Annotated in this window: 16 protein-coding genes; 13 read left to right on the top strand and 3 right to left on the bottom strand. The window is 50.7% G+C overall.

Features of this window, described 5'->3' with window-relative positions:
- The first annotated feature begins 14 nt into the window (after nt 1–14).
- The 8 genes from WFJ73_RS18745 to WFJ73_RS18710 all read left to right on the top strand — a co-directional run bounded on the left by WFJ73_RS18745 (nt 15) and on the right by WFJ73_RS18710 (nt 13,262).
- A complete protein-coding gene (locus WFJ73_RS18745; protein WP_015843028.1) occupies nt 15–377 on the top strand; it encodes an arsenate reductase family protein in 363 nt (120 codons plus the stop codon).
- Nucleotides 378–381: 4 nt separating this feature from the next.
- Entirely contained in the window at nt 382–1,575 is a 1,194-nt protein-coding gene (locus tag WFJ73_RS18740) for an aminotransferase class I/II-fold pyridoxal phosphate-dependent enzyme (protein WP_336774509.1), read from the top strand.
- Between the two features lie 655 nt (nt 1,576–2,230).
- Nucleotides 2,231–3,088, top strand: a complete 858-nt coding sequence (locus WFJ73_RS18735; protein ID WP_336774508.1) for a 5'-3' exonuclease — start codon at nt 2,231–2,233, stop codon at nt 3,086–3,088.
- Nucleotides 3,089–3,372: 284 nt separating this feature from the next.
- Nucleotides 3,373–11,052, top strand: coding sequence for an S-layer homology domain-containing protein (locus tag WFJ73_RS18730; protein ID WP_336774507.1), 7,680 nt, complete (start codon nt 3,373–3,375; stop codon nt 11,050–11,052).
- Nucleotides 11,053–11,200: 148 nt separating this feature from the next.
- Nucleotides 11,201–11,683, top strand: a complete 483-nt coding sequence (locus tag WFJ73_RS18725; protein WP_336774506.1) for a GNAT family N-acetyltransferase — start codon at nt 11,201–11,203, stop codon at nt 11,681–11,683.
- Nucleotides 11,680–12,198: a phage tail protein gene (locus WFJ73_RS18720; RefSeq protein ID WP_336774505.1), complete on the top strand. Its 519-nt coding sequence runs from the start codon at nt 11,680–11,682 to the stop codon at nt 12,196–12,198. The genes WFJ73_RS18725 and WFJ73_RS18720 overlap by 4 nt, the downstream gene beginning before the upstream one ends.
- 23 nt (nt 12,199–12,221) lie before the next feature.
- Nucleotides 12,222–12,719, top strand: a complete 498-nt coding sequence (locus WFJ73_RS18715; RefSeq protein ID WP_336774504.1) for a phage tail protein — start codon at nt 12,222–12,224, stop codon at nt 12,717–12,719.
- A gap of 18 nt (nt 12,720–12,737) precedes the next feature.
- Nucleotides 12,738–13,262 (top strand): phage tail protein, encoded by a 525-nt coding sequence (locus WFJ73_RS18710; protein WP_336774503.1) that lies wholly within the window; start codon nt 12,738–12,740, stop codon nt 13,260–13,262.
- Between the two features lie 38 nt (nt 13,263–13,300).
- On the opposite strand, the gene WFJ73_RS18705 is transcribed toward WFJ73_RS18710, so the two are convergent.
- Both WFJ73_RS18705 and WFJ73_RS18700 read right to left on the bottom strand, forming a co-directional pair.
- Nucleotides 13,301–13,573, bottom strand: coding sequence for a hypothetical protein (locus WFJ73_RS18705; RefSeq protein ID WP_336774502.1), 273 nt, complete (start codon nt 13,571–13,573; stop codon nt 13,301–13,303).
- 57 nt (nt 13,574–13,630) lie between these two features.
- Complete coding sequence (locus WFJ73_RS18700; RefSeq protein ID WP_336774501.1) at nt 13,631–13,927, bottom strand: DUF3055 domain-containing protein; 297 nt, start codon at nt 13,925–13,927, stop codon at nt 13,631–13,633.
- A gap of 212 nt (nt 13,928–14,139) precedes the next feature.
- Here WFJ73_RS18700 and WFJ73_RS18695 point away from each other — a divergent pair, with 212 nt between their 5' ends.
- Entirely contained in the window at nt 14,140–15,123 is a 984-nt protein-coding gene (locus WFJ73_RS18695) for an HRDC domain-containing protein (RefSeq protein ID WP_336774500.1), read from the top strand.
- A gap of 61 nt (nt 15,124–15,184) precedes the next feature.
- Here WFJ73_RS18695 and WFJ73_RS18690 read toward each other — a convergent pair whose 3' ends face one another.
- Nucleotides 15,185–16,129, bottom strand: coding sequence for a zinc dependent phospholipase C family protein (locus WFJ73_RS18690; protein WP_336774499.1), 945 nt, complete (start codon nt 16,127–16,129; stop codon nt 15,185–15,187).
- A 167-nt stretch (nt 16,130–16,296) separates the two neighbouring features.
- Between WFJ73_RS18690 and WFJ73_RS18685 the strand changes: the two genes are divergently transcribed.
- The 4 genes from WFJ73_RS18685 to WFJ73_RS18670 all read left to right on the top strand — a co-directional run bounded on the left by WFJ73_RS18685 (nt 16,297) and on the right by WFJ73_RS18670 (nt 20,418).
- Nucleotides 16,297–16,758 (top strand): chemotaxis protein CheX, encoded by a 462-nt coding sequence (locus WFJ73_RS18685; RefSeq protein ID WP_336774498.1) that lies wholly within the window; start codon nt 16,297–16,299, stop codon nt 16,756–16,758.
- A gap of 115 nt (nt 16,759–16,873) precedes the next feature.
- Nucleotides 16,874–17,647 (top strand): SDR family NAD(P)-dependent oxidoreductase, encoded by a 774-nt coding sequence (locus WFJ73_RS18680; protein WP_336774497.1) that lies wholly within the window; start codon nt 16,874–16,876, stop codon nt 17,645–17,647.
- Between the two features lie 24 nt (nt 17,648–17,671).
- Nucleotides 17,672–19,090: a DEAD/DEAH box helicase gene (locus tag WFJ73_RS18675; protein ID WP_336774496.1), complete on the top strand. Its 1,419-nt coding sequence runs from the start codon at nt 17,672–17,674 to the stop codon at nt 19,088–19,090.
- 128 nt (nt 19,091–19,218) lie between these two features.
- Nucleotides 19,219–20,418, top strand: coding sequence for an S-layer homology domain-containing protein (locus tag WFJ73_RS18670; RefSeq protein WP_336774495.1), 1,200 nt, complete (start codon nt 19,219–19,221; stop codon nt 20,416–20,418).
- Nucleotides 20,419–20,484: the final 66 nt, after the last annotated feature.

The raw sequence follows: 20,484 nt of genomic DNA, 5'->3' as shown, positions 1-20,484 counted from the left end.
GAGGATTTACACAGATGAGCAAGCTGACGATTTATCAATATCCGAAATGCGGTACATGCCGGCAGGCTGTCAAGTCATTGCAGGCAAAGGGCAATGAGCTGGACCTGAAGCATATTGTAGAAGAGACGCCAACTCCCGCCGAACTGAAAGTGCTCGTTCAGAACAGCGGATTGGAACTGAAGAAGTTCTTCAACACTTCCGGCGAAGTATATAAGGCGCTTGGCCTGAAGGACAAGCTTGGCAGCATGAGCGAGCAGGAGCAGCTTGAATTGCTGGCTTCCCATGGCATGCTGATCAAACGCCCAATCGTAACGGACGGCAAAAAAGTAACGGTTGGGTACAAGGAAGAACAATACGAGCAAGTATGGAACGGGTGACGGGATGAGGAAATCGTGGCGTTCTGAAAGGTTGTCGCAGCTAGGCTCTTCGATTTTCGCCGAGGTCGCGGAGTGGAGAAGGGAAGCAGCCGGCAAAGGCAGGGACATTATCAACCTTGGCATCGGCAGTCCGGACAAGCCTCCAACGGAGGCAGTAAGAAAAGCGCTAAGCGAAGCAGCGCTGCGCACGGATATTTATGCATACCCGGGTACTCACGGCAGTAGAAGTTTCCGCGAGCAGGCAGCTGCCTGGATGGAGCATCGGTTCGGCGTAAAGCTGGATCCGGAGCGTGAGCTGGTATCCCTGATGGGCTCGCAGGACGGCTTGTCCCATCTGGCTATGTCATTGTGCAATCCGGGAGACGTGGTTATCGTGCCGAATCCCGGTTATCCGATTTATACGGCGGCACTGGCATTGGCAGGCGTGGAGCCTTATTTGCTGCCGCTGAAGGAAGAAAATCATTTTCTCCCGGATCTCGATTCCGTGCCGGTTGAAGTGTGGGAACGCGCAAAATTTATTTTGCTGAACTATCCGGGAAACCCTGTTTCGGCCATTGTTGATCTTGCCTTCTTCGAGCGATTGCTCGCTAAAGCGAAGCAATACGGAGTGCTGGTCGTCCACGATGCGGCATATTCCGAAATGGCCTTCGATGGTCATGAACCCCCAAGCATACTGGCAGTTCCGGGAGCATTGGATGGAGCGGTAGAGTTCCATTCCTTGTCCAAAAGCTTTAATATGGCCGGCTGCCGTATCGGGTTCCTTGCCGGTAACCGCGAAGCGGTTGGAGCGCTGCGCGAGCTGAAAGAAAACATAGACTACGGTGTATTTGGCGCTGTCCAGGAAGCGGGCGTTGCGGCGCTGCAGGAAGCTATGTCTGCTACTGCGCCGCCGAAAGCCGGCGTATTATATGAACAGCGGCGGAATTCGTTTATCGAGGCTTTGGCCGCTGAAGGCTGGGTTGTAGAGAAGCCAAAAGCCACCATGTTTGTGTGGGCAAAGCTGCCGGAACGCAGCGATGGCACAACATGGACTTCCCGCGAGTTCGCCCGCGGCCTGCTGGATCAAACGGGAGTTGTAGTTATCCCGGGCGAAGCGTTTGGCAGCGAAGGCGAAGGGTATGTGCGGATTGCTTTGGTCGAAGACGAAGCAAGGCTGCGTGAGGCTGCTCGGCGGATCGGAGAATTTATTCGTTGCTAGAAGCGTTCACTACGCAAATCAATACTCTTCCGATCGCTGTTGTCCCCGAATTTCTTCATTTGGAATCCGCTTTAGCGGATGAAATTCGGGGACAAAGGCGAACGCTACGCTTCTCCAGAGTATTGATTTGCTTCGCTTCGTTCAAGCAATTTTATAGGGGCCGCTTTCATCACTCGTAACCTGAGTGATGCAGTTCTTTATATGTCATCACTCGGAATACGAGTAATGTATCTTCATTAGTTTGTCATCACTCGGGAAATGAGTGATGGTTGACGGGCACGGCCCGTACACGGTTTTGGCTTCATCTTCATGCAAATTCAGCGGCAGTAAGAGAGGTTGGGAGCGAGGGAACGGAGCGAGCGAGTAAAGGGGGTAGGGAGCGGGAAGCGGAGTAAGGGAATGTTCTTGAGAAGCGGAGCGTACGCCTTTGTTTTCAAAGTTTATCATCCGACAAATAATAATCCGAGAAACTTTGAAAACAACAGCGATCGAAAGAATATTCCCTTACGCAGCGACCCCAGCGACCCATTCCCCGAGAAAGCTTGCGAAGTGACCACCCAGCGACCTAGCATCCGATGCCAGCTTTTGCATTACAATGAACGCCAAAACTGCTGTACAATAGAATTATATTATGGTGTAGAGGATGGCCTTTCGAATGAACGAAAATAAAATTCTTATCGTAGACGGAATGGCGCTGCTTTTCCGGGCCTTTTTTGCCCAGCAATACAGCGCTAGAAGACTGGCAGACGGTACGCCTACCAATGCGATCTACGGATTTATGCAGTATCTGTTTGATGCGGTAAACCAGTTTCAGCCTACCCATGTGGCGTGCTGCTGGGATATGGGGAGCAAAACGTTCCGAACCGAGATGTATTCGAATTACAAAGCTAATAGGCCGGAAGCTCCGGACGATTTGATCCCGCAGTTCTCGCTCGTGAAAGATATCGTAGCCGCGCTTGGCATTCCGAATATCGGAATCGAAGGCTACGAGGCGGACGACTGTATCGGCACGGTATCGAAGCAGCTTAGCCAAATGGCTCATGTGTACATCCTGACGGGCGACCAGGATATGCTGCAGCTGGTTGAAGAACGTATTCATGTTGTCATTATGAAAAAAGGCAGAGGCAATTATGCGGTCTATGATCTAGGTTTTCTTAAAGAAGACAAAGGTATCCATCCTTTCCAGGTGATTGAGATGAAAGGTCTGACCGGCGACACAAGCGATAACTACCCGGGTGTCAAAGGGATTGGCGAGAAAACGGCTTTGAAGCTTCTTCAGGAGTTTGAATCGATCGACGGCATTTTGAGTAATCTGGACTCTGTGTCCAAGAGCATTAAAGCGAAGATTGAAGCGGATATGGATATGCTGCATCTATCCCGGACGCTGGCGCGAATTAACATCGAAGTGCCCGTCGCATGCAGCTTGGAAGAATGCGTATGGAGCGTACCTGCTGAAGCCGAAGTTGTATTTGAAAAATATCGTCTGGCCTCATTATTGAAAATTATCGTTTAACTTAAAGGCAGCTGCTTCATGCAGCTGTCTTATTTTTTTTGCCAAAAAATACTAAGTTTTTGTGGTGGAAAAAGGAAACTGAAAAGAAATGTCGAACTGGTAAACAAGACCTATATTGGCTAAAAATAAGTAACTTCTCATGTTAGCATTGCCCATTGGTGATAACAGGGTGGCAGGGCGAATGAGAGGGTTTTTGGCGCGCGAAAACCGGCGGATCTGCTAGCGACAGCAACGAAACAAACAGTACGGGGCAGGGGTCATTTGAACAAATAAGGAGGCGGATTATGAAAGGCGTTTTACGAAAAATAGGAATGGCCGTTATGTCGGTGATGCTGGCATTAATCGTGTTCAGACTGCTGCCCGCGCAAACGGGTTATGCGGCAGCGCTGGCTCCCATTCCGGCAAGCGTGGATTATTTTCACGATAATTCCGGTTATTATTTTAATGGAGATGACTCTGTAGGTCCGGGTTATAGCTGGATTGGAACTTATTTTGATCCGGTGTATGGAAACTCTGTAACGGTTATGCAATTTGACTTGAAAGATATACCTGTCAACGATACCGTTTCGAGCGCAATACTAAAGCTGTACGTGCCATACGTAGACTACGACCATACAGACCCAGCCCCACTATTCGTAAATGTCTATGGGTCTAATGACGACGGAATTTCGGAATCTTCGCAAAAGATCCCCACCAAAGACGTTACCATCATTAATGGACAGACCGGAATTACCCAAAATCAGTTTTTGCTGCTTGACATCACCTCCTATATAAAGACCCAGGCGGCAGGCGACAGAAAAGCAACCCTTGTGCTGACTAGCAAGGACACGCCAGGTACAAGCAATCAGTTCGCCATTAACTCCAACAACGCCCCTTCCAATAAACCAACGCTGGAAGTGACCACGGCAACAAACGCAAAAGTACTGTCGGTGGCGGCTCCGCCGAATGGAACCTACACCGCCGGACAGAATCTGGACTTTACGGTGAATTTTGACCGAATCGTCAATGTAACGGGGGTGCCTTCCATCCCTCTTACGATTGGTTCGACGACTGTGCAGGCAACCTATGCATCTGGTACCGGCACTACCGCTCTCACCTTCCGCTACACCGTAGCGAACGGTCAGTCTGACACGGATGGTGTGCAATTAGGCGGTTCGATCAGCCTCAACGGCGGCACTATTAAAAACGCCAGCAATGAAGATAGTATTCTTACCCTCAATAATATTGGCTCTTTAACCAATGTAAAAGTAGACGCCGTAGCTCCGACGGTAAGTTCAGTTAGCGTACCGGCTACCGCGACCTACGGCAGCGGACAAAGCCTCACGTTTACGGTCAATTTTAATGAACCTGTAAAAGTTGCGGGCGGAACGCCTGGTATTGGCCTTACAATCGGCTCGACAAGCGTGCAAGCCAATTACGCAAGCGGTTCGGGAACAAGCGCTCTGGTATTCCGTTACGATTTGCTAGACGGGCAATCCGATGCGGACGGAATTACGGTTGGCACTCTTACCTTCAATGGAGCAACCATCAAAGACCTGGCTGGAAATGTGGCGACTCTGACTCTTAATAATGTCGGCAGCACAGCAGGGGTAAGAGTAGATACTGTAGCCCCAACCGTCGGTTCGGTTGATTTGCCTGCTGCAGGCACGTATAAGATAGGCGATCAGCTTACTTTTACTGTCCATTACAGCGAGAACGCAAACATAACGGGCAGTCCCTATTTGCCGGTTACAATTGGCGCATCTTCGAGGCAAGCAACCTATGTATCCGGATCGGGAACTCAAAACGTTCTTTTCCGCTACACGGTCCAAGCGGGAGATCTTGATACCGACGGAGTTCAGCCAGGGGCAAATCTGGTGCTGAACGGGGGAAGCATCCGGGATGCGGCAAACAACAACGCAAATCTCGCGCTCTCCGGCATCAGCGCCAATATCGTACTGGTAGACGCAGTTGCCCCAACCGTCAACAGTGTAACCGTGCCCGCTAATAAAACTTATCTGGCCGGGCAAGATCTCGAATTCACGGTTCAGTATGATGAGCCGGTGGCGGTGACGGGAACGCCTTATTTGCCGATCACGATCGGCAGCAAGGCCGTTCAAGCAGCCTATGTATCCGGATCGGGAACCCCAAACCTTCTTTTCCGCTACACCGTTCAGGCTGGAGATTTTGATGCCGACGGCATTACGGTTGCCTCCGGCTTGAACTTAAACGGCGGCTCCCTAAGAGACGCCGCCACGAATAATGCTAATCTCGCTGTAAACAATGCAGGCAGTACGACTGCCGTGTTGGTGGACGCGACAGCTCCAACCGTCAGCAGAGTTGACGTGCCGTTGAGCCAGACCTACGGGCCAGAGGCTAATCTGGACTTTAGGGTTCATTTTAGCAAAAAGGTGGTCGTTGCGGGCGGAACGCCTTCTCTGCCTTTAACGATTGGATCCTCCACAGTGCAGGCGCAATACTTATACGGATCGGGTACGGACACGATAGTATTCGGCTACGTCGTGCAGGCTGGCGACAATGATAATAACGGCATTGAAGTCGGCAGCGCTATTTCCCTGAATGGCAGTACGATAAAGGATGAATCGGATAATAATGCCGTTTTGACCTTGGCTGGCGTTGGCAGCACCACAGCGGTCTTGGTTGATACGACTGCACCGGCGGTTACGAGCGTAGATGTACCCGCGGATAGCAGTTACAAAGCAGGTTCAGCGCTGGAGTTTACCGTTCATTATTCCGAGAATGTTGCGGTAACCGGAATTCCTGCCTTGCCAATCACCATCGGTTCATCAACGGTCCAAGCTGCGTATGTATCCGGTACCGGAACAAACGCCCTTTTATTCCGGTATACGGTGCTTAGCGGACAGGAAGATTTGGACGGCATCGAAGTTGGCGGCGCTCTGGCGCTGAATGGCGGAACGCTGAAGGATGCGGCGGACAATGCGGCTGCTTTGACCTTGGCAGCTGTTGACGATACAAGCCAAGTACTTGTCGATGCGGTAGCTCCATCCGTTGCTAGCATTGATGTGCCGACGGCCGGTTTTTATAAAGCAGGCAGCAGCTTAAGCCTTACGATCCATTATGACGAAAAGGTTGCCGTAACCGGTACGCCTTATATCACGTTAACGATCGGAAGCACAACGGTCCATGCCGCTTATGCGTCCGGATCGGGTACAAAGGATATTACTTTTACTTATTCCGTTCAAGCCGGCGACGAGGACACAGACGGAATTGAATTAGGTACCGTAGTGTTAAACGGAGGAGCGCTGAACGATGCAGCGGGTAATACGGCTAGCTTATCGCTTGCTTCCGCAGGCAGCACCAGCGCGGTGATAGTTGATACCAAGGCACCAACTATCGCAAGCGTAGATGTGCCGAATGACGGTATTTACAATGTAGGGGACAAGCTCGGATTTACCGTGCATTATGACGAAAAGGTTACGGTAACCGGCGGAACGCCTTACTTGCCGGTAACGATTGGATCGGCTACGGTTCATGCCGTTTATGCGTCGGGTTCAGGGACCAGCTCTTTGCTGTTTGAGTACGAAGTGGAGGCGGGAGATGCTGACCAGGACGGCATTCAAGCAGGCAGTTCGCTTGCTTTGAATGGGTCGACGCTTCAAGATGCAGCAGGTAATGCTGCTGCTCTGACACTTACGACAGGAAGCACTAGCGGCGTGTTGGTGGATACCGTTGCACCGGCAGTCACCAGCGTGCAAGTGCCTAGTAATGGCTATTACAGCGAAGGTTCAACTTTTAACTTTACGGTTAAATACAATGAGAAAGTAACGGTTACCGGTTCGCCAACCCTCCCTATTACGATCGGTTCTACTACCGTTCAGGCGGCATACGTAACGGGAACGGGAACGGATTCTTTGGTTTTCACCTATACCGTGTTAGCGGGTCAGGTGGACTTGGACGGAATCTCCGTGGGCGCTTCGCTCAACTTAAATAGCGGAACGATCGCAGATACGGCCGGAAATGCGGCGGCTCTGGCGCTCGCTTCGGTAGGCAGCACAAGCAACGTCTTAGTCGATGCGATAGCTCCAACGATTGAAAGTATCGACCTTCCGACAAACAATACCTATGTGGCAGGGGAACACCTGGATTTCACGATTCATTACGATGAGGCGGTAACGGTAACCGGAACGCCTTCGATCTCAATTACGGTTGGTTCGACTACGGTACAAGCTCAATATGTTTCAGGTACGGGAACAAAATCATTGCTGTTCCGCTACACCGTTCAAACCGGCCAAAATGACGCAAACGGCATTGAAGTTGGAACTCTGAACCTGAACGGCGGAACGCTAAAGGACGCAACAGGCAACCACGCGGCTACAGCACTTAGCGGTCTGGGCAGCACGGCTGGGGTTAAGGTTGATGCCGTATCTCCGGCAGCAATAAGCCTGGATGCTCCGGCCGACGGAACGTACAAAGCAGGCGAGGCATTAACATTTGCGGTTCATTACGATGAGGTTGTTAACGTAACCGGAGGAACGCCATATTTGTCCGTAACGATTGGGACTACGCCCGTACAAGCCTCTTACGTGTCGGGAACCGGCACCAATGCGCTGGTATTTCGCTACACGGTCGTAGCCGGTCAAGAAGATACGAACGGCATTGAGGTAGGTAGCGCAGTGACTCTGAACGGAGCTGCCATTCAGGATGCAGCGGGCAATGCGGCAGGCCTTGCTCTTACGGGAGCAGGCAGCATTAGCACGGTACGCGTGGATGCGATTGTACCAACCGTTATAAGCGGTTTTGTTCCGGCAAACGGAACTTACAAAGAAGGAGACCAGCTGGATTTTACGGTTAACTTTAACGAAAACGTAACGGTCAGCGGCGGAACGCCGTATTTGACTCTTACGATTGGTACCACGGCGGTTCATGCGCCGTATGTATCGGGCACGGGAACAAGCGCTTTGTTATTCCGTTACACGGTACAAGCCGGCGATCTTGATGGAAATGGCATAGAAGCAGGCAATGCCATTGCCCTGAACGGAAGCACGCTTAAAGACGCGGCTGGCAATGCGGCAAATGTGACGCTGTCTTCCGTTGGAAGCACAAGCGCTGTCCTCGTCGATGCGATAGCTCCATCGATTGAAAGTGTCGACCTTCCGACAGACGATACCTATGTGGCAGGAGAACACCTGGATTTCACGATTCATTACGATGAGGCGGTAACGGTAACCGGAACGCCTTCGATCTCGTTAACGCTTGGTTCAACTACGGTGCAAGCCCAATATGTTTCGGGTACGGGGACCAAAGATCTGCTGTTCCGCTATACCGTACAAACCGGCGACAATGATGCGAATGGCATTGAAGTTGGAGTCCTGAACCTGAACGGAGGAACGCTAAAGGACGCAACAGGCAACAACGCAGCTACAGCTCTTAGCAGTCTGGGCAGTACGGCTGGGGTAAAGGTTGACGCAGTTGCTCCAAGCGTCACGCAGGTGGAGGTTCCGGCAAACGGCTCTTACAAAGAGGGAGCAAACCTTCTGTTTAAGGTTCATTTCAGCGAGAACGTTCATGTAACCGGCGGTACCCCAGAGCTCAATGTGAAGCTTGACGGTAAAACCGTTCAGGCGTCGTATGTTTCGGGATCGGGTACGAACGCTCTTGTATTCCAATATGAAGTACAATCCGGAGATACGGATTCGGATGGCATCGAGCTTGCTGCAGCTATTTCCTTGAATGGCGCGGCAATGGCTGACCAAGCAGGCAATGCGGCTGGACTAAGTCTTGCAAGCGTAGGCGATACAAGTGCCGTACTGATCGATACTACGGCACCTGTTGTGAGTCTGGTCAGCGTACCTGCTGACGGAACGTATCATGCAGGGGCAAGCCTAGATTTTATCGTTAAAGCAAGCGAACCGGTTATTCTGAATGTCACGTCAGGAAAACCATATATTGAAGTACAGGTTGGATCTGCTGTCGTTAAAGCGGAATACCTTGAAGCTGTATCGTCAAGCGAGCTCAAGTTCCGTTACACGGTACGTCTGGAGGATCAAGATACGGATGGCATAAGCGTGGATTCCGGAGCATTAGCCTTAAACGGAGCCGTTATTTCGGATGCTGCAGGCAACAGCTTCAGCACAACGCTTAACCATATCGGCGCTACCCAGAACATCAAGGTCAGCAACAGCCTCTCGATTACGCCGAGTGAAACAAACTGGACGAATAAAGACGTAACGGTGACCGTCACGACTGATCCTGACAACAAGATAGAGTACAAGCTGGGCACCAGCGGGACATGGACGAGCTATACCGTTCCCGTAGTTGTGACTCAGGAAGGACTAACGGCCTTTTACGCAAGAGTCATCGACCCCGATAATCACATTAGCGAGGTCAAATCAGTCGAAGTGAAGATCGATAAGACGGCCCCGGTTATCGTATTAAACGGCAATGATACGGTTATTGTTTATAACGGCAGCACCTATACGGAGCAAGGGGCTAAAGTGAAGGATGCGAATCCGGCAGCTCCTCTGGCTACGGTTACCGGAACGGTGAATACCACGGCGCTTGGAACTTACGCGCTGCATTATAACGCGGTTGACCTTGCAGGCAATCAAGCGGTAGAAGTCATTCGTACCGTAAACGTGGTCAACAGACCGGTCAGCAACACGAATGTGCGTCAAGTAACGGTTGAAATGGGAGACCCGGATCATCCGAAGGTCATTGTGCAGATTGATATTGTACGCGAGGTCATCGGCGGCAAGAAAGTGGACACCGTCATTATGAACGAAGACAAAATCAAACAAGCGGTTGAAAGCGCAATTGGTGCCCACCAAGGCACGATAAGAATTATCGTGGACGATATTCCCGGAGATCCGGCAGATAAGGTGAAGGTGAAACTGACCGTCAACTCCATCAAGTATCTCCTCGAAAGCTCGATTCAAGTGGAGATTCAAACGGAGAATGCGACGCTTCATCTATCCACTGAGGCATTAGGCGCGATGAAAGGCAACCAGGAGTTCTTCTTCGATATCATGCCAATTCGCAAGAAGGATGAGCAGGACGCGGTGAAGGACAGAACGGTTAACGCGGAAGCGATCCGCAAAATCGCGAAATCTGGCAATGTGAGCGTGATCGGCATGCCGATGACGATTGAGACGAATTTGCCAAAAGTAGCGGTTCAGGTTACTTTCCCGCTGGATCCTAACGTGATTCCAAGCGACCCGAATCAAAGAAAGCTTTTCCTCGCCAGCCTTGGCGTATATATTGAACATTCGGATGGCGAAAAGGTATTCCAGCGCGGTAAAATCGTCTATAACGACAAAGGATATCCGGTTGCCATCGAAATCCAAGTAAACAAGTTCAGTACGTTTACGATTGTCTCGGCAGAAGGAGCAAGCGTGCACCATAATGCTTATATGACCGGATATTCCGACGGCACGTTCCGTCCGAATCAGTCGGTGACCAGAGCGGAAATGAGCACCATGCTGTATCGTCTTTTATCCGGAACGCTTCCTGGCAAAGGCTCCGTTACCGCTTTTAAGGACGTATCCAGTAACTTCTGGGCTTCCGAAGCAATCCGGTGGGGTCAGCAGGTTGGTATTCTGAGCGGTTATCCGGATCACAGCTTCAAGCCTAACGCGACGATTACGCGCGCCGAAATGGCCGCTATTATTGCCAAGTGGCTGCAGCTTGATCCAGTTGCCGCAAATCCGGCGTTCCGCGATGTGAAAGGGCATTGGGCGTCTGCCCCTATTGCTGCGGCAGCAAAGCTTGGCTACATGACCGGATATTCGGATGGCACGTTCCGTCCCGATCAGCCGTTAACCCGTGCCGAAGCGGTTGTTATCGTTAACCGGATTCTTGGCCGCGGTCCGTTAACCGGCGTAACAACGCCTACTTGGAAGGATGTACCGGCTTCATTCTGGGCCTTTGGAGCAATTGAAGAAGCGTCAAGGTCTCATGACGCGGCACGAGATTCCAGTGGAAGCGAAACATTCATAATGCAATAAATCGATTAGTATTGAAGCCCTTGCCTAATTCAGGCAGGGGCTCTTTTTAATATTTTTATACATTAATTGACAATATCCTTCTCTTAAATCTATAGTAGAATTGCACTACTATTTTGCTAATATTTACTACTTAAAATGTGGGGGTGCAATGCTGATATTCGAATCTGCTTGTCCTGAAGATGCTGATTTTTTGTTTGAGGTTTATGCCGATACAAGGCGCGAAGAGACGGAAGCCTGGGGATGGCCGGCTGGTGACGCGGAAGCTTTTTTGCGCATGCAGTTCGAGCTTCAGGCCAGGTCTTATGCGTTGCAGTTCCCGGAGGCGGTCACGCAGATCGTAACTCTCGACGGGAATAGAATCGGAAGGATCATTGCGTCCAGGCGCGGCTCTATTCATCTCGTTGATATTTCCTTGCTGACCGCTTACCGCAATAAGGGAATTGGAACGGCGGTAATATCCAGTCTACAGGAAGAAGCAGCGGCAGCAGGTCTACCGGTTAAGCTCAGCGTATTGGAGCACAATCAGGCAAAGCGGTTATACGAAAGACTTGGCTTCAAGGCTATGGGAGGAACATCTCCTTATATTTCTATGGCCTGGCAGCCGGATACGAGAGAGGAGCAGTTAATATGAGTGATCAGTACGTAGGTGAAATTCGCATGTTTGGAGGCAATTTTGCTCCTGTCGGCTGGGCTTTTTGCAACGGTCAACTATTGTCCATCAGCGAAAACGAGGTTTTGTTTTCCTTGATCGGTACAACGTACGGCGGTGACGGCACATCTACCTTTGCGCTGCCGAATATGCAGGGGCGTTTGCCTGTACATACGGGACGCAACAATACGACAGGCAGCATGTACGCGATTGGCCAAAATGCGGGTACCGAATCCGTTACGTTGATTATGAATCAGCTTCCTGTTCACTCCCATGCAGCGAACAGTTCGACTTTATCGGGAACGAGCAACAGTCCGGAAAATGCTTTTTGGGCGGTCAGCGACAAAAATCTGTATTCCGACGCAGCCTCCGACGTTACTTTAAACGCTGCGGCTATTGGAGCGACCGGCGGGAGCCAGCCTCATGACAATATGATGCCTTATCTGGCTGTTTCGTTCATTATTGCGCTTGAGGGGATCTATCCGACCCAATACTAGAAAGAGAATAAGGAGGAAATATCATGGCAGAACCGTTTCTTGGCGAAGTAAGGCAATTTCCGTTCAACTTTGCTCCGAAGGGCTGGGCGCAATGCAACGGCCAGCTCTTGTCGATACAGCAGAATCAGGCGCTGTTTTCTCTTCTTGGCACAACTTACGGCGGCGACGGCAGGACCACCTTCGCTCTTCCGAATCTGCAAGGGCGCGTTCCGGTTCATCCAAGCCCAACCGTCGTATTAGGGCAGACAGCCGGCGAGGAAGCTCATACGCTTACCATTATCGAGATGCCGCAGCATAATCATCAGGCTAAGGGCGGATCCGATGCTGCGGGATCGGGGCCGGCCGGAAAAGCCTGGGGGACTTCCACCAGCGTATCGCCTTTTGCTCCGCAGCCCAATACGATTATGTCTCCGAACGCCATTGCGCAGGCAGGCGGCAGCCAGCCTCATAATAATATGCAGCCGTATTTGGTTGTCAATTTCTGTATCGCACTACAAGGAATTTATCCTCCGAGAGACTAGTAGAAAGGACTGAATGAAATGGATCCATACATTGGCGAGATTCGGTTGTTTGCAGGTACCTATGCACCAAGAGGCTGGGCACTCTGCAATGGTCAAATTATGTCTATCGTTCAAAATACAGCTTTGTTCTCTTTGCTAGGAGTTACGTACGGAGGCGACGGCAAGACGACATTCGCTTTGCCGGATCTTCGAGGCCGCGCACCGATGCATTGGGGACAAGGACCGGGACTTTCGCTTAGAGATCTAGGCGAAATGAACGGCGAACCCAGCGTAACGCTGCTTCAGACCGAAATTCCTGCCCATACCCATCTGGCAAACGCTCAATCCGCTTCTAACAAAACGGAGGCGCAAAATGATATTTGGGCAATGGCGGGCGCGCCTGGCCGGGGTGGAATCCAATATTATTCCGATAAAACGGATGTTTCCCTTAATCCTATGGCGGTTGGAATTACAGGGGGCTCTCAGCCCCATAACAATATGCAGCCTTACCAAGCACTCCATTTCATTATCTCTTTGGAAGGCATATTCCCTCAAAGACCATAACGGCAAACAAAGCCCCGGCCATTGGCCAGGGCTTTGTTTTATGGTTCATCCATTGCATCAGGGAGCGAGTCGTAATCATCATCGCCCGCAAAATCACGGTTATATTCCTCGTGCATTTGGCGATTCTCAAAGCCGTAAGGCCTTGAGGACCGCTGATCAATGCGCCAAGGACCGCTTTTGCCAGTTGGCCCCGTTATGCTCGAGCCGTAGGAACCGTCCGGGAACTCTTCGTGCGAGAGGTCATTCCTTTGCGATTCCACTGTCGATAAATCCGTATATTCGCTGCGGTCTTCGTCCATAAACCGATCCATCGATATCTCCTCCTGAAATGGCTTAAGTTTGCGTTCGCCCTCTCAGTGTACCCTTGATTAATCGGTAAAATTCACCGCTCCTACTACAAAATATAAAAACTGGGCGAGCTCAGACGCTTCTTCCTCCGTCAGCTTAAAGGTATATTCGAGATAACCTTCCTCTTCCAGATCATCCGGCCCGATGATAGCCGTACGACCGGCTTGAAGATCGGTAATCAGCTTCTTGCCGTAAAATCTTGCCGTCGACATAATAGCGAGGTCGAAACGCTTCATGCTTGGCGTAATAAACGTCACAAACCTTGTGGACGTATCCTCCGTTGTATCGGACATAAAATCATATTCAGGCAGCAGCATGATAAGGCCTCCACTAATCGTTTGCACACATTATACAATAATAAAACGCTTGTAAGAAAGGTTCGGTTATGATAGCATAAAGCTAATCGAATAAACGAACGTGAGGAAGCACCTCTCTTGCATTTTTTGCAGGAGGGGTGCTTTTTTTTTGCGTTTACGCTTGTTTACGTTTATTCGCGTGATTATCATTTTGATCAAGGAGTGAATGATTCATGCAAATCGTTTTTTTGAACTCGTTTGAAAGACCCGTTGAGGACGGCACTATTGTAACGGGAAAGCTCTCCATCTGCGAGAGAGACGGCATCTGGGCAGTCTTGTGGTCGGAGGGGGATGCAGAGGCAGTCAGCTGGTTTGAAGGTACGTCCTGGGAAGAAATGCTGATCGGCTTCCGTCATGGCGTGGCAGTAAAAATGGGCGAAGGCTATACGCCTGTCGTAGACGGCATGCTGGAGGAGAAGCGGGGAGGAGCCGGCAGCTTCTTGTCGATGCTGCAGTGTTACGGAGAGCTTCATGCGAAGCAGGAACTGTTCGAAGCGCTTCGGGAATGGCGCCGCAAGAAGGCAGTCTCGGAGAAGCGTTCGGCTTACTTGGTTGCCACCAACCGGATGCTGTGGATGATTAGCGCATTTGTTCCTTATACAACGGAAGAGTTGCTGCAAATTCCGGGCTGGGGAGAGCAGAAACATGCTGCTTACGGGCAAGAGCTCCTGGAAGTTACGGTACAGCATGGCCGCGAGACAGATTTTCCGCTGAAATGGGTAACCGAGAGGCTGGAGCCGGCTGCGTATACCCAATGGATGTACAAACAGAAGGAGGCACGATACAAGAACGATATGATCCGGCAGCAGCAGAAGAAGCGGATTTTGAGCTTTGTATTTGAAGGCGGTTCGATGGAACAGCTGCAATCGGAGCTCGAGCTGCCCCGCCGCGAGATTATGGACCGGATTGAACAGCTGGAGACCGAAGGTTATGATTTTGAGCCGCTTATTGCAAGGGAGCTCGCCGATATGCCGGATACGGAAAGAGAGCTGATCTGGGAAACGTTCCGCCAGGCCGGTGACCGCTACTTGAAGCCCGTGCTGCAGCAGGTATACGGCGAAGACAGCTTGAAGGAAAAGCAGATGGACGTACTCTATGAAAGGCTGCGCCTTGTCCGACTCCACTACCGGAAGTCCGCGAAGCAGCAAGCGATGTAAGGGTATGAGGAAAATAAAGGAAGCTCCCGATTTAGGGGGCTTCCTTTATTCCGCCATCCGGTCAAATCGGCTCTGCATATCGAATGATCGCGCCGGAATCGCAGGGCAATCCGGTCTCATAGGAGAAGTTGCCGATCCGGTCTTCTGCAAGCTGACGAAGCTCCGGCCTTCTGCTGCCAACTCTTAAATAATGAAGGACGGCTGGAATAACCAGCTTCGCATCCTCCATCGCACGGTCCCACAAGGTCCAGGCTGTCTCGTCTCGGATAACCGTTTTGTCCGAAGGATCAATCCATGGCGTTCCGGTCTCGTTCAGCACGTCATAAGGCACCTGCTTCCGAAAGACAAACGGTTCAATTTGCCCAAAAGTAACCGTTCGTTTAATAGAGGTTGGATCGTGGAACAGACGTTGAGCCCGGATCATATCCCGGATCGCGTTATTCCAATCCTCCTCGCGGACGACCGGTGCAAGCTCCGGATAGAAGCTGCCGGTAATGGCCTGGAAGGCACTCACTACAGCTTCCGGCAGCCGGCCTCCTACATCAATTTTACGCCATACCGGTGTCTTCCACGTTTCAATTCCCCATTGCTGCCTGGCGATAATCGTATCCATCATGACTTCATAACGCTGATGATCCCATTTGCGGAAACCGGATCTGCTGAAGACAAGCGGATGCATATGCCGGTCGAGCACATGGTGGAGCACAAATCCCAATGAATACACAACAGCCGGATCAGGCTGACCGGCATCCGCGGAACGTCCGACAACCGAATCAAGCAGCTTCATAAGGACAGGCCCACAGTCCCGGTTATGCATGTCGGTGCCAAGCTGGATCATGGGCGATTTTCCCTGCCACGGCAAAAAACGGTGATAGAATAGGAAATCCGGACCCTGACAGCCCATATAAAATAACCGGCGGAGCGGTTCCGAGGCTGCAAGTCCGGACTCTTGCAGCTGATCAAGTACTTTTTGGCCAAATATGAGATGCGCCCAAACGTTAGGCATGGAAGTAAACCTCCACTTTTTGTCAAATTAAGTATGAAAAAGTGACTATTTGCGTAGGACTTAAGTTTCAATAATGATAATATTAGTATACTTGTCCTACGTTATTAAGTATAATAGAAATAGAATAGACTACGTGCGAATTTTGTCGAAAAGGAGCGTTCCCGCTAATGAAGGCAGAATACATTAATCCGTTTCTTGAAGCCGCAACGATCGTCATCGAACAGGTGATCCAGATTCGGCCTTCCACCGGAAAGCTAGGCCTGAAGAATATCGAATTAGTAGAAAATCACATTTGGATTCAGATTGGGATTAATGGGCAAATGAATGGCGACATTGTATTCGGACTGAGCGAGCAGGTAGCTCTGAAGATGGTCTCAGCCATGATGGGCGGATTTACGATCTCCGAGCTAGACGAGATCGGCCGCAGCGCGATATCCGAGCTTGGCAATATGATTAGCGGTAACGCAAGCACCATGCTTTTCAATCAAGGGGTAAACGTAGATATTACGCCTCCAAGAATTATTCAGTCTGCTAGCGCCGAAAGCTTATCCGCAGGACAGGCATTAACGGTACCTCTCATTATGGACGGAATCGGTCAATTTGATATTCAAGTCCTAGTCGCATCGTAACATAGAAGCAGGCTCCTTCGGGAGCTATTTTTTTTGCTTTATTTTTTGCTAATCGGGGACTGATCAAGTAAACTGAAGAGATGAGAATGAGCGAAGCGGATGCAGGTGATGATGAGTGTTAAAGGGGAAAATTGTCCTTATTTCCGGAGCCTCCAGCGGAATCGGAGCGGTCACGGCAAAACAGCTGGCTAAGCTTGGCGCGTTGCCGATCTTGACCGGGCGGAATCTGGAAAGGCTTCGCAAGCATGCAGCCGTAATCGGTGCGGCATGTCCGATGTATCAGATGGATGTAACCGATATGAAGCAGGTGCAGCAGACCGTTGATGCCATTATAGCGAAGTACGGCAAAATCGATATCCTGTTGAACAATGCGGGCTTTGGCAAATTTGAGACCTTCCTGGAAGCAGACGTAGAGAGCTTCGAGCAGATGATGGACACCAACTACATGGGAGTTGTCCGATGCACGAAAGCCGTGCTGCCCTACATGCTGAAGCAAGGAAGCGGACATATTGTTAATATCGCTTCCATGGCGGGGAAAATTGGTTCCTCGAAGTCTACCGGTTACTCGGCAACCAAGCACGCGGTGCTTGGCTTCACCAATTCTCTGCGCATGGAACTAAATGGTACCGGCGTTATGGTATCGGCAGTTAATCCAGGCCCGATCCGTACCGAATTTTTCGATGTCGCCGATCCTTCAGGCACTTACGTGAAGAACGTAAGCTGGTTTATGATGAAGCCTGAATACGTGGCATCGCAAATCATTAAAGTGATGGAACGGCGGAAAGCCGAAGTGGATCTGCCAAAAACAGCGGCTATTGGCATTAAGCTGTATCAGCTGTTCCCGCGCATCGCCGATCGTGTATTTGGCGGTTGGTTTAATCGAAAATAGCGGTGGAATAAGAGAGGAACGTATATGAGTCAAAAGACATGGAATGATCTAGGTATTACGAAAGCGCTGGGCGATAAGCTGGAAGCGAACAACATAAAGGTCCCATCGGCCATCCAAGCCGAAGCGATCCCGATCTTGCTGGAAGGCCGGGATGTATCCGCGCGTTCGCAGACGGGCTCGGGCAAGACGCTGGCTTATTTACTGCCGATGCTTCAGCAGCTGAATCCATCATCGGGGGCAATTCAAGCGATTATCCTGGCTCCAACGCAAGAGCTGGCGATGCAAATCGTGCGGGTAGCCGAAGGATATGCGGAGCCGCTTGGCCTTCGCGTTCAGCAGTTGATCGGCGGCGCGGCAATGAAGCGCCAAATCGAGAAGCTGAAGCTTCGTCCGCAGATTGTCATCGGTACCCCGGGGCGGATTCACGAGCTGTTGAAGCTGCGCAAGTTGAAGCTCAGCGATGTTCGTCATATCGTTATCGATGAAGCGGACCAGGTATTTGAGCTTGGTTCCACCCGCGAGGTGGAGACAATCCTGTTTGCCATGAGCCAAGAGCGCCAGCTGGCCTTTTTCTCCGCAACGTATCCGGAAGTAATGGCACGGTTCGAAGGACGATGGATGAAGGATACCGTCCGCATTCAGATTGCGCCGGAGCAACGGGTTTCGGAGACGATTGATAACTTTTATGTGGTATGCGATAAACGGGACAAGCCGGATGCCGCTAGACGGATTGTCCGCATGCTGAAGCCGGAGTCTGCGCTTTTGTTCCTGAACGTTACCGAAAATATAGCGAATTGGGAAGCGAAGCTGAGCTATGAGGGCTTCTCCGTAGAGACCTTGTACGGCGATTCGGACAAGCAGCGCCGGGCAGCAACGCTGGCCAGATTCCGTGAAGGAAAAACGCAGCTGCTTCTCGCAACCGACGTAGCGGCGAGAGGTCTAGATATAGAGGGGCTGCCGCTTGTCATTAATCTGGATCCCCCTATTGATGCGGATCATTATGTTCACCGCGCCGGCCGTACCGGGCGTATGGGGCGGAAAGGGACCGTTATCTCGCTTATTACGCCGCAAGAACGGTTTATTATGGACAAATTCCGCAAGTCGCTTCGTATCGAGCTGCCGGAGAAGGCGATGTACAAAGGCGAATTCGTGGCTCCTAGCGAGCTGCCGAATAAGGTTTCGGCAAGACCGTCCCCTCGCCGGGCTGCCGAAGAGCAGGAAGTCAGCACGCGTTCCTTTGTTGCGCCAAAGAACAGCAAGGAATGGGAATCATTGCTGAAGGAAGAACGGAAGCCAAAAAAAGGCGCTGCCAAGCCCGAGAGCGCTGCTCCCGCACCGCGTCCAAAGCCGGCTGCAACCAAGCAGGAGCGGCTCCGCGACAAGAAAGACAAGGGTGCTCCGAAGTGGCTGAAGGCTAAGCGCGAAAGTCAGGATAACCAATAAAAAACCAATAAAAAGAAATTTTTTTTGAAGCCACCCTCCCAAAACTTTAGACCTTCGACGAAAACGTATAGGCGAAGGTACAAGCGGATAATTTCCGTTAAAAAAGTACAAGGGAGAGTGGCTTTTTTATGAAGAAACAAGCGGTATGGAAAAAAACGGTGATCTCTTCACTCGCTGTAATGATGCTTGCAGGAGGCGCATCTTCGGCTTTCGCAAACGGTAACCATAACGACAATGGCGGAAAAAAAGGCGACGATCGCGGCGAGAAAAAAGAAGTTAAAGTGAACTGGAAATTCAAAGACGAAGATGATATGAAATGGGCAATGGAATATATTATGCGTCTTGCATCGAAAGGCGTATTTACCGGTTATGAGGACGGTTCGTTCAAACCGAACCAAAAAATTTCCCGCATTGAGACATTGGTTGCAGCGGTTCGTCTGATGGGACTTCGCGATCAGGCGGAATCCACGGCGGAAATGAGCACGAAGCTGAACTTCAAGGATGCCGATCAAATCAAGAAGAAGTATCCGTGGGCTGTAGGTTACGTAGCGGTAGCGGTTGAGAACGATCTGTTTAACGAGAATGACTTCGAGGTGAAGCCTCAGGAAAATGCAACTCGTCTGTGGGCGGCAACGATTCTCGTTAAAGCGCTTAAACTGGAAGATGAAGCGAAGGCGCTCAATAACACTCAACTAGACTTCAAGGATGCGAAAAATATTCCGGCGGGTTCCGTTGGTTATGTGGCTCTCGCCATCAAAAAAGGAATCATTACGGGCTACAACGATAATACGTTCCGTCCGAACCAGCCGGTTTCCCGCGCGGAGCTAGCTGCCTTGCTCGACCGCACGGATTCCGAAATTCCGGATAACGACGGACAAGCGATCACCGGCAAGCTGAAAGCAGCTGCTTCGAATGGTCAAATTACGATTACGCAATCGAGCGGTACGGATTTGACGCTTAGCCTTGATCCTAACGTCTTTATTTTCAGAGACGACAAGAAAGCTGCGGTTAGCGCGCTGAAAGCCGGCGACGAGATTCTTGTCCGCACTTACCAGAACAAAGTTGTGTTTATTGAAGTAACTAAAGCAGCCGTTGATCAGTCCACTGTATTTGACGTTACGGGCAAAATCAACACGATTACTTATAACGCTAACGGCAAGCTGTCCACGATCTCCATCTCGAAGCAAGACGGAAATCAAACAACGGTAACCATTTATAACGTTGCGGATAACGCGCTTATTGCCGGCGACCGAAATAATCTTGTAACGGGCCATGATGTTAGAATTCAAGGCAAAGACGGCGTTATTGCGGGTATTACTATCCTTTAATATGAATTGAATGGAAGCAGGTATTCCTTCCCTCGTGGAAAGGAATACCTGCTTTTTTTTGATATT

This window comes from Paenibacillus sp. MMO-58, from assembly GCF_037146255.1.
Taxonomy (GTDB): Bacteria; Bacillota; Bacilli; order Paenibacillales; family Paenibacillaceae; genus Pristimantibacillus.
The sequence above is the reverse complement of the archived record's forward strand: the minus strand, read 5'-3'. Positions and strand labels throughout refer to the sequence as shown.

What these genes read in the sequence shown, in the direction of transcription:
- WFJ73_RS18745 (WP_015843028.1), top strand. Translation starts at nt 15, where the DNA reads ATGAGCAAGCTGACGATTTATCAATATCCGAAATGCGGTACATGCCGG.
- WFJ73_RS18740 (WP_336774509.1), top strand. Translation starts at nt 382, where the DNA reads ATGAGGAAATCGTGGCGTTCTGAAAGGTTGTCGCAGCTAGGCTCTTCG.
- WFJ73_RS18735 (WP_336774508.1), top strand. Translation starts at nt 2,231, where the DNA reads ATGAACGAAAATAAAATTCTTATCGTAGACGGAATGGCGCTGCTTTTC.
- WFJ73_RS18730 (WP_336774507.1), top strand. Translation starts at nt 3,373, where the DNA reads ATGAAAGGCGTTTTACGAAAAATAGGAATGGCCGTTATGTCGGTGATG.
- WFJ73_RS18725 (WP_336774506.1), top strand. Translation starts at nt 11,201, where the DNA reads ATGCTGATATTCGAATCTGCTTGTCCTGAAGATGCTGATTTTTTGTTT.
- WFJ73_RS18720 (WP_336774505.1), top strand. Translation starts at nt 11,680, where the DNA reads ATGAGTGATCAGTACGTAGGTGAAATTCGCATGTTTGGAGGCAATTTT.
- WFJ73_RS18715 (WP_336774504.1), top strand. Translation starts at nt 12,222, where the DNA reads ATGGCAGAACCGTTTCTTGGCGAAGTAAGGCAATTTCCGTTCAACTTT.
- WFJ73_RS18710 (WP_336774503.1), top strand. Translation starts at nt 12,738, where the DNA reads ATGGATCCATACATTGGCGAGATTCGGTTGTTTGCAGGTACCTATGCA.
- WFJ73_RS18705 (WP_336774502.1), bottom strand. Translation starts at nt 13,573, where the DNA reads ATGGATCGGTTTATGGACGAAGACCGCAGCGAATATACGGATTTATCG.
- WFJ73_RS18700 (WP_336774501.1), bottom strand. Translation starts at nt 13,927, where the DNA reads ATGCTGCTGCCTGAATATGATTTTATGTCCGATACAACGGAGGATACG.
- WFJ73_RS18695 (WP_336774500.1), top strand. Translation starts at nt 14,140, where the DNA reads ATGCAAATCGTTTTTTTGAACTCGTTTGAAAGACCCGTTGAGGACGGC.
- WFJ73_RS18690 (WP_336774499.1), bottom strand. Translation starts at nt 16,129, where the DNA reads ATGCCTAACGTTTGGGCGCATCTCATATTTGGCCAAAAAGTACTTGAT.
- WFJ73_RS18685 (WP_336774498.1), top strand. Translation starts at nt 16,297, where the DNA reads ATGAAGGCAGAATACATTAATCCGTTTCTTGAAGCCGCAACGATCGTC.
- WFJ73_RS18675 (WP_336774496.1), top strand. Translation starts at nt 17,672, where the DNA reads ATGAGTCAAAAGACATGGAATGATCTAGGTATTACGAAAGCGCTGGGC.
- WFJ73_RS18670 (WP_336774495.1), top strand. Translation starts at nt 19,219, where the DNA reads ATGAAGAAACAAGCGGTATGGAAAAAAACGGTGATCTCTTCACTCGCT.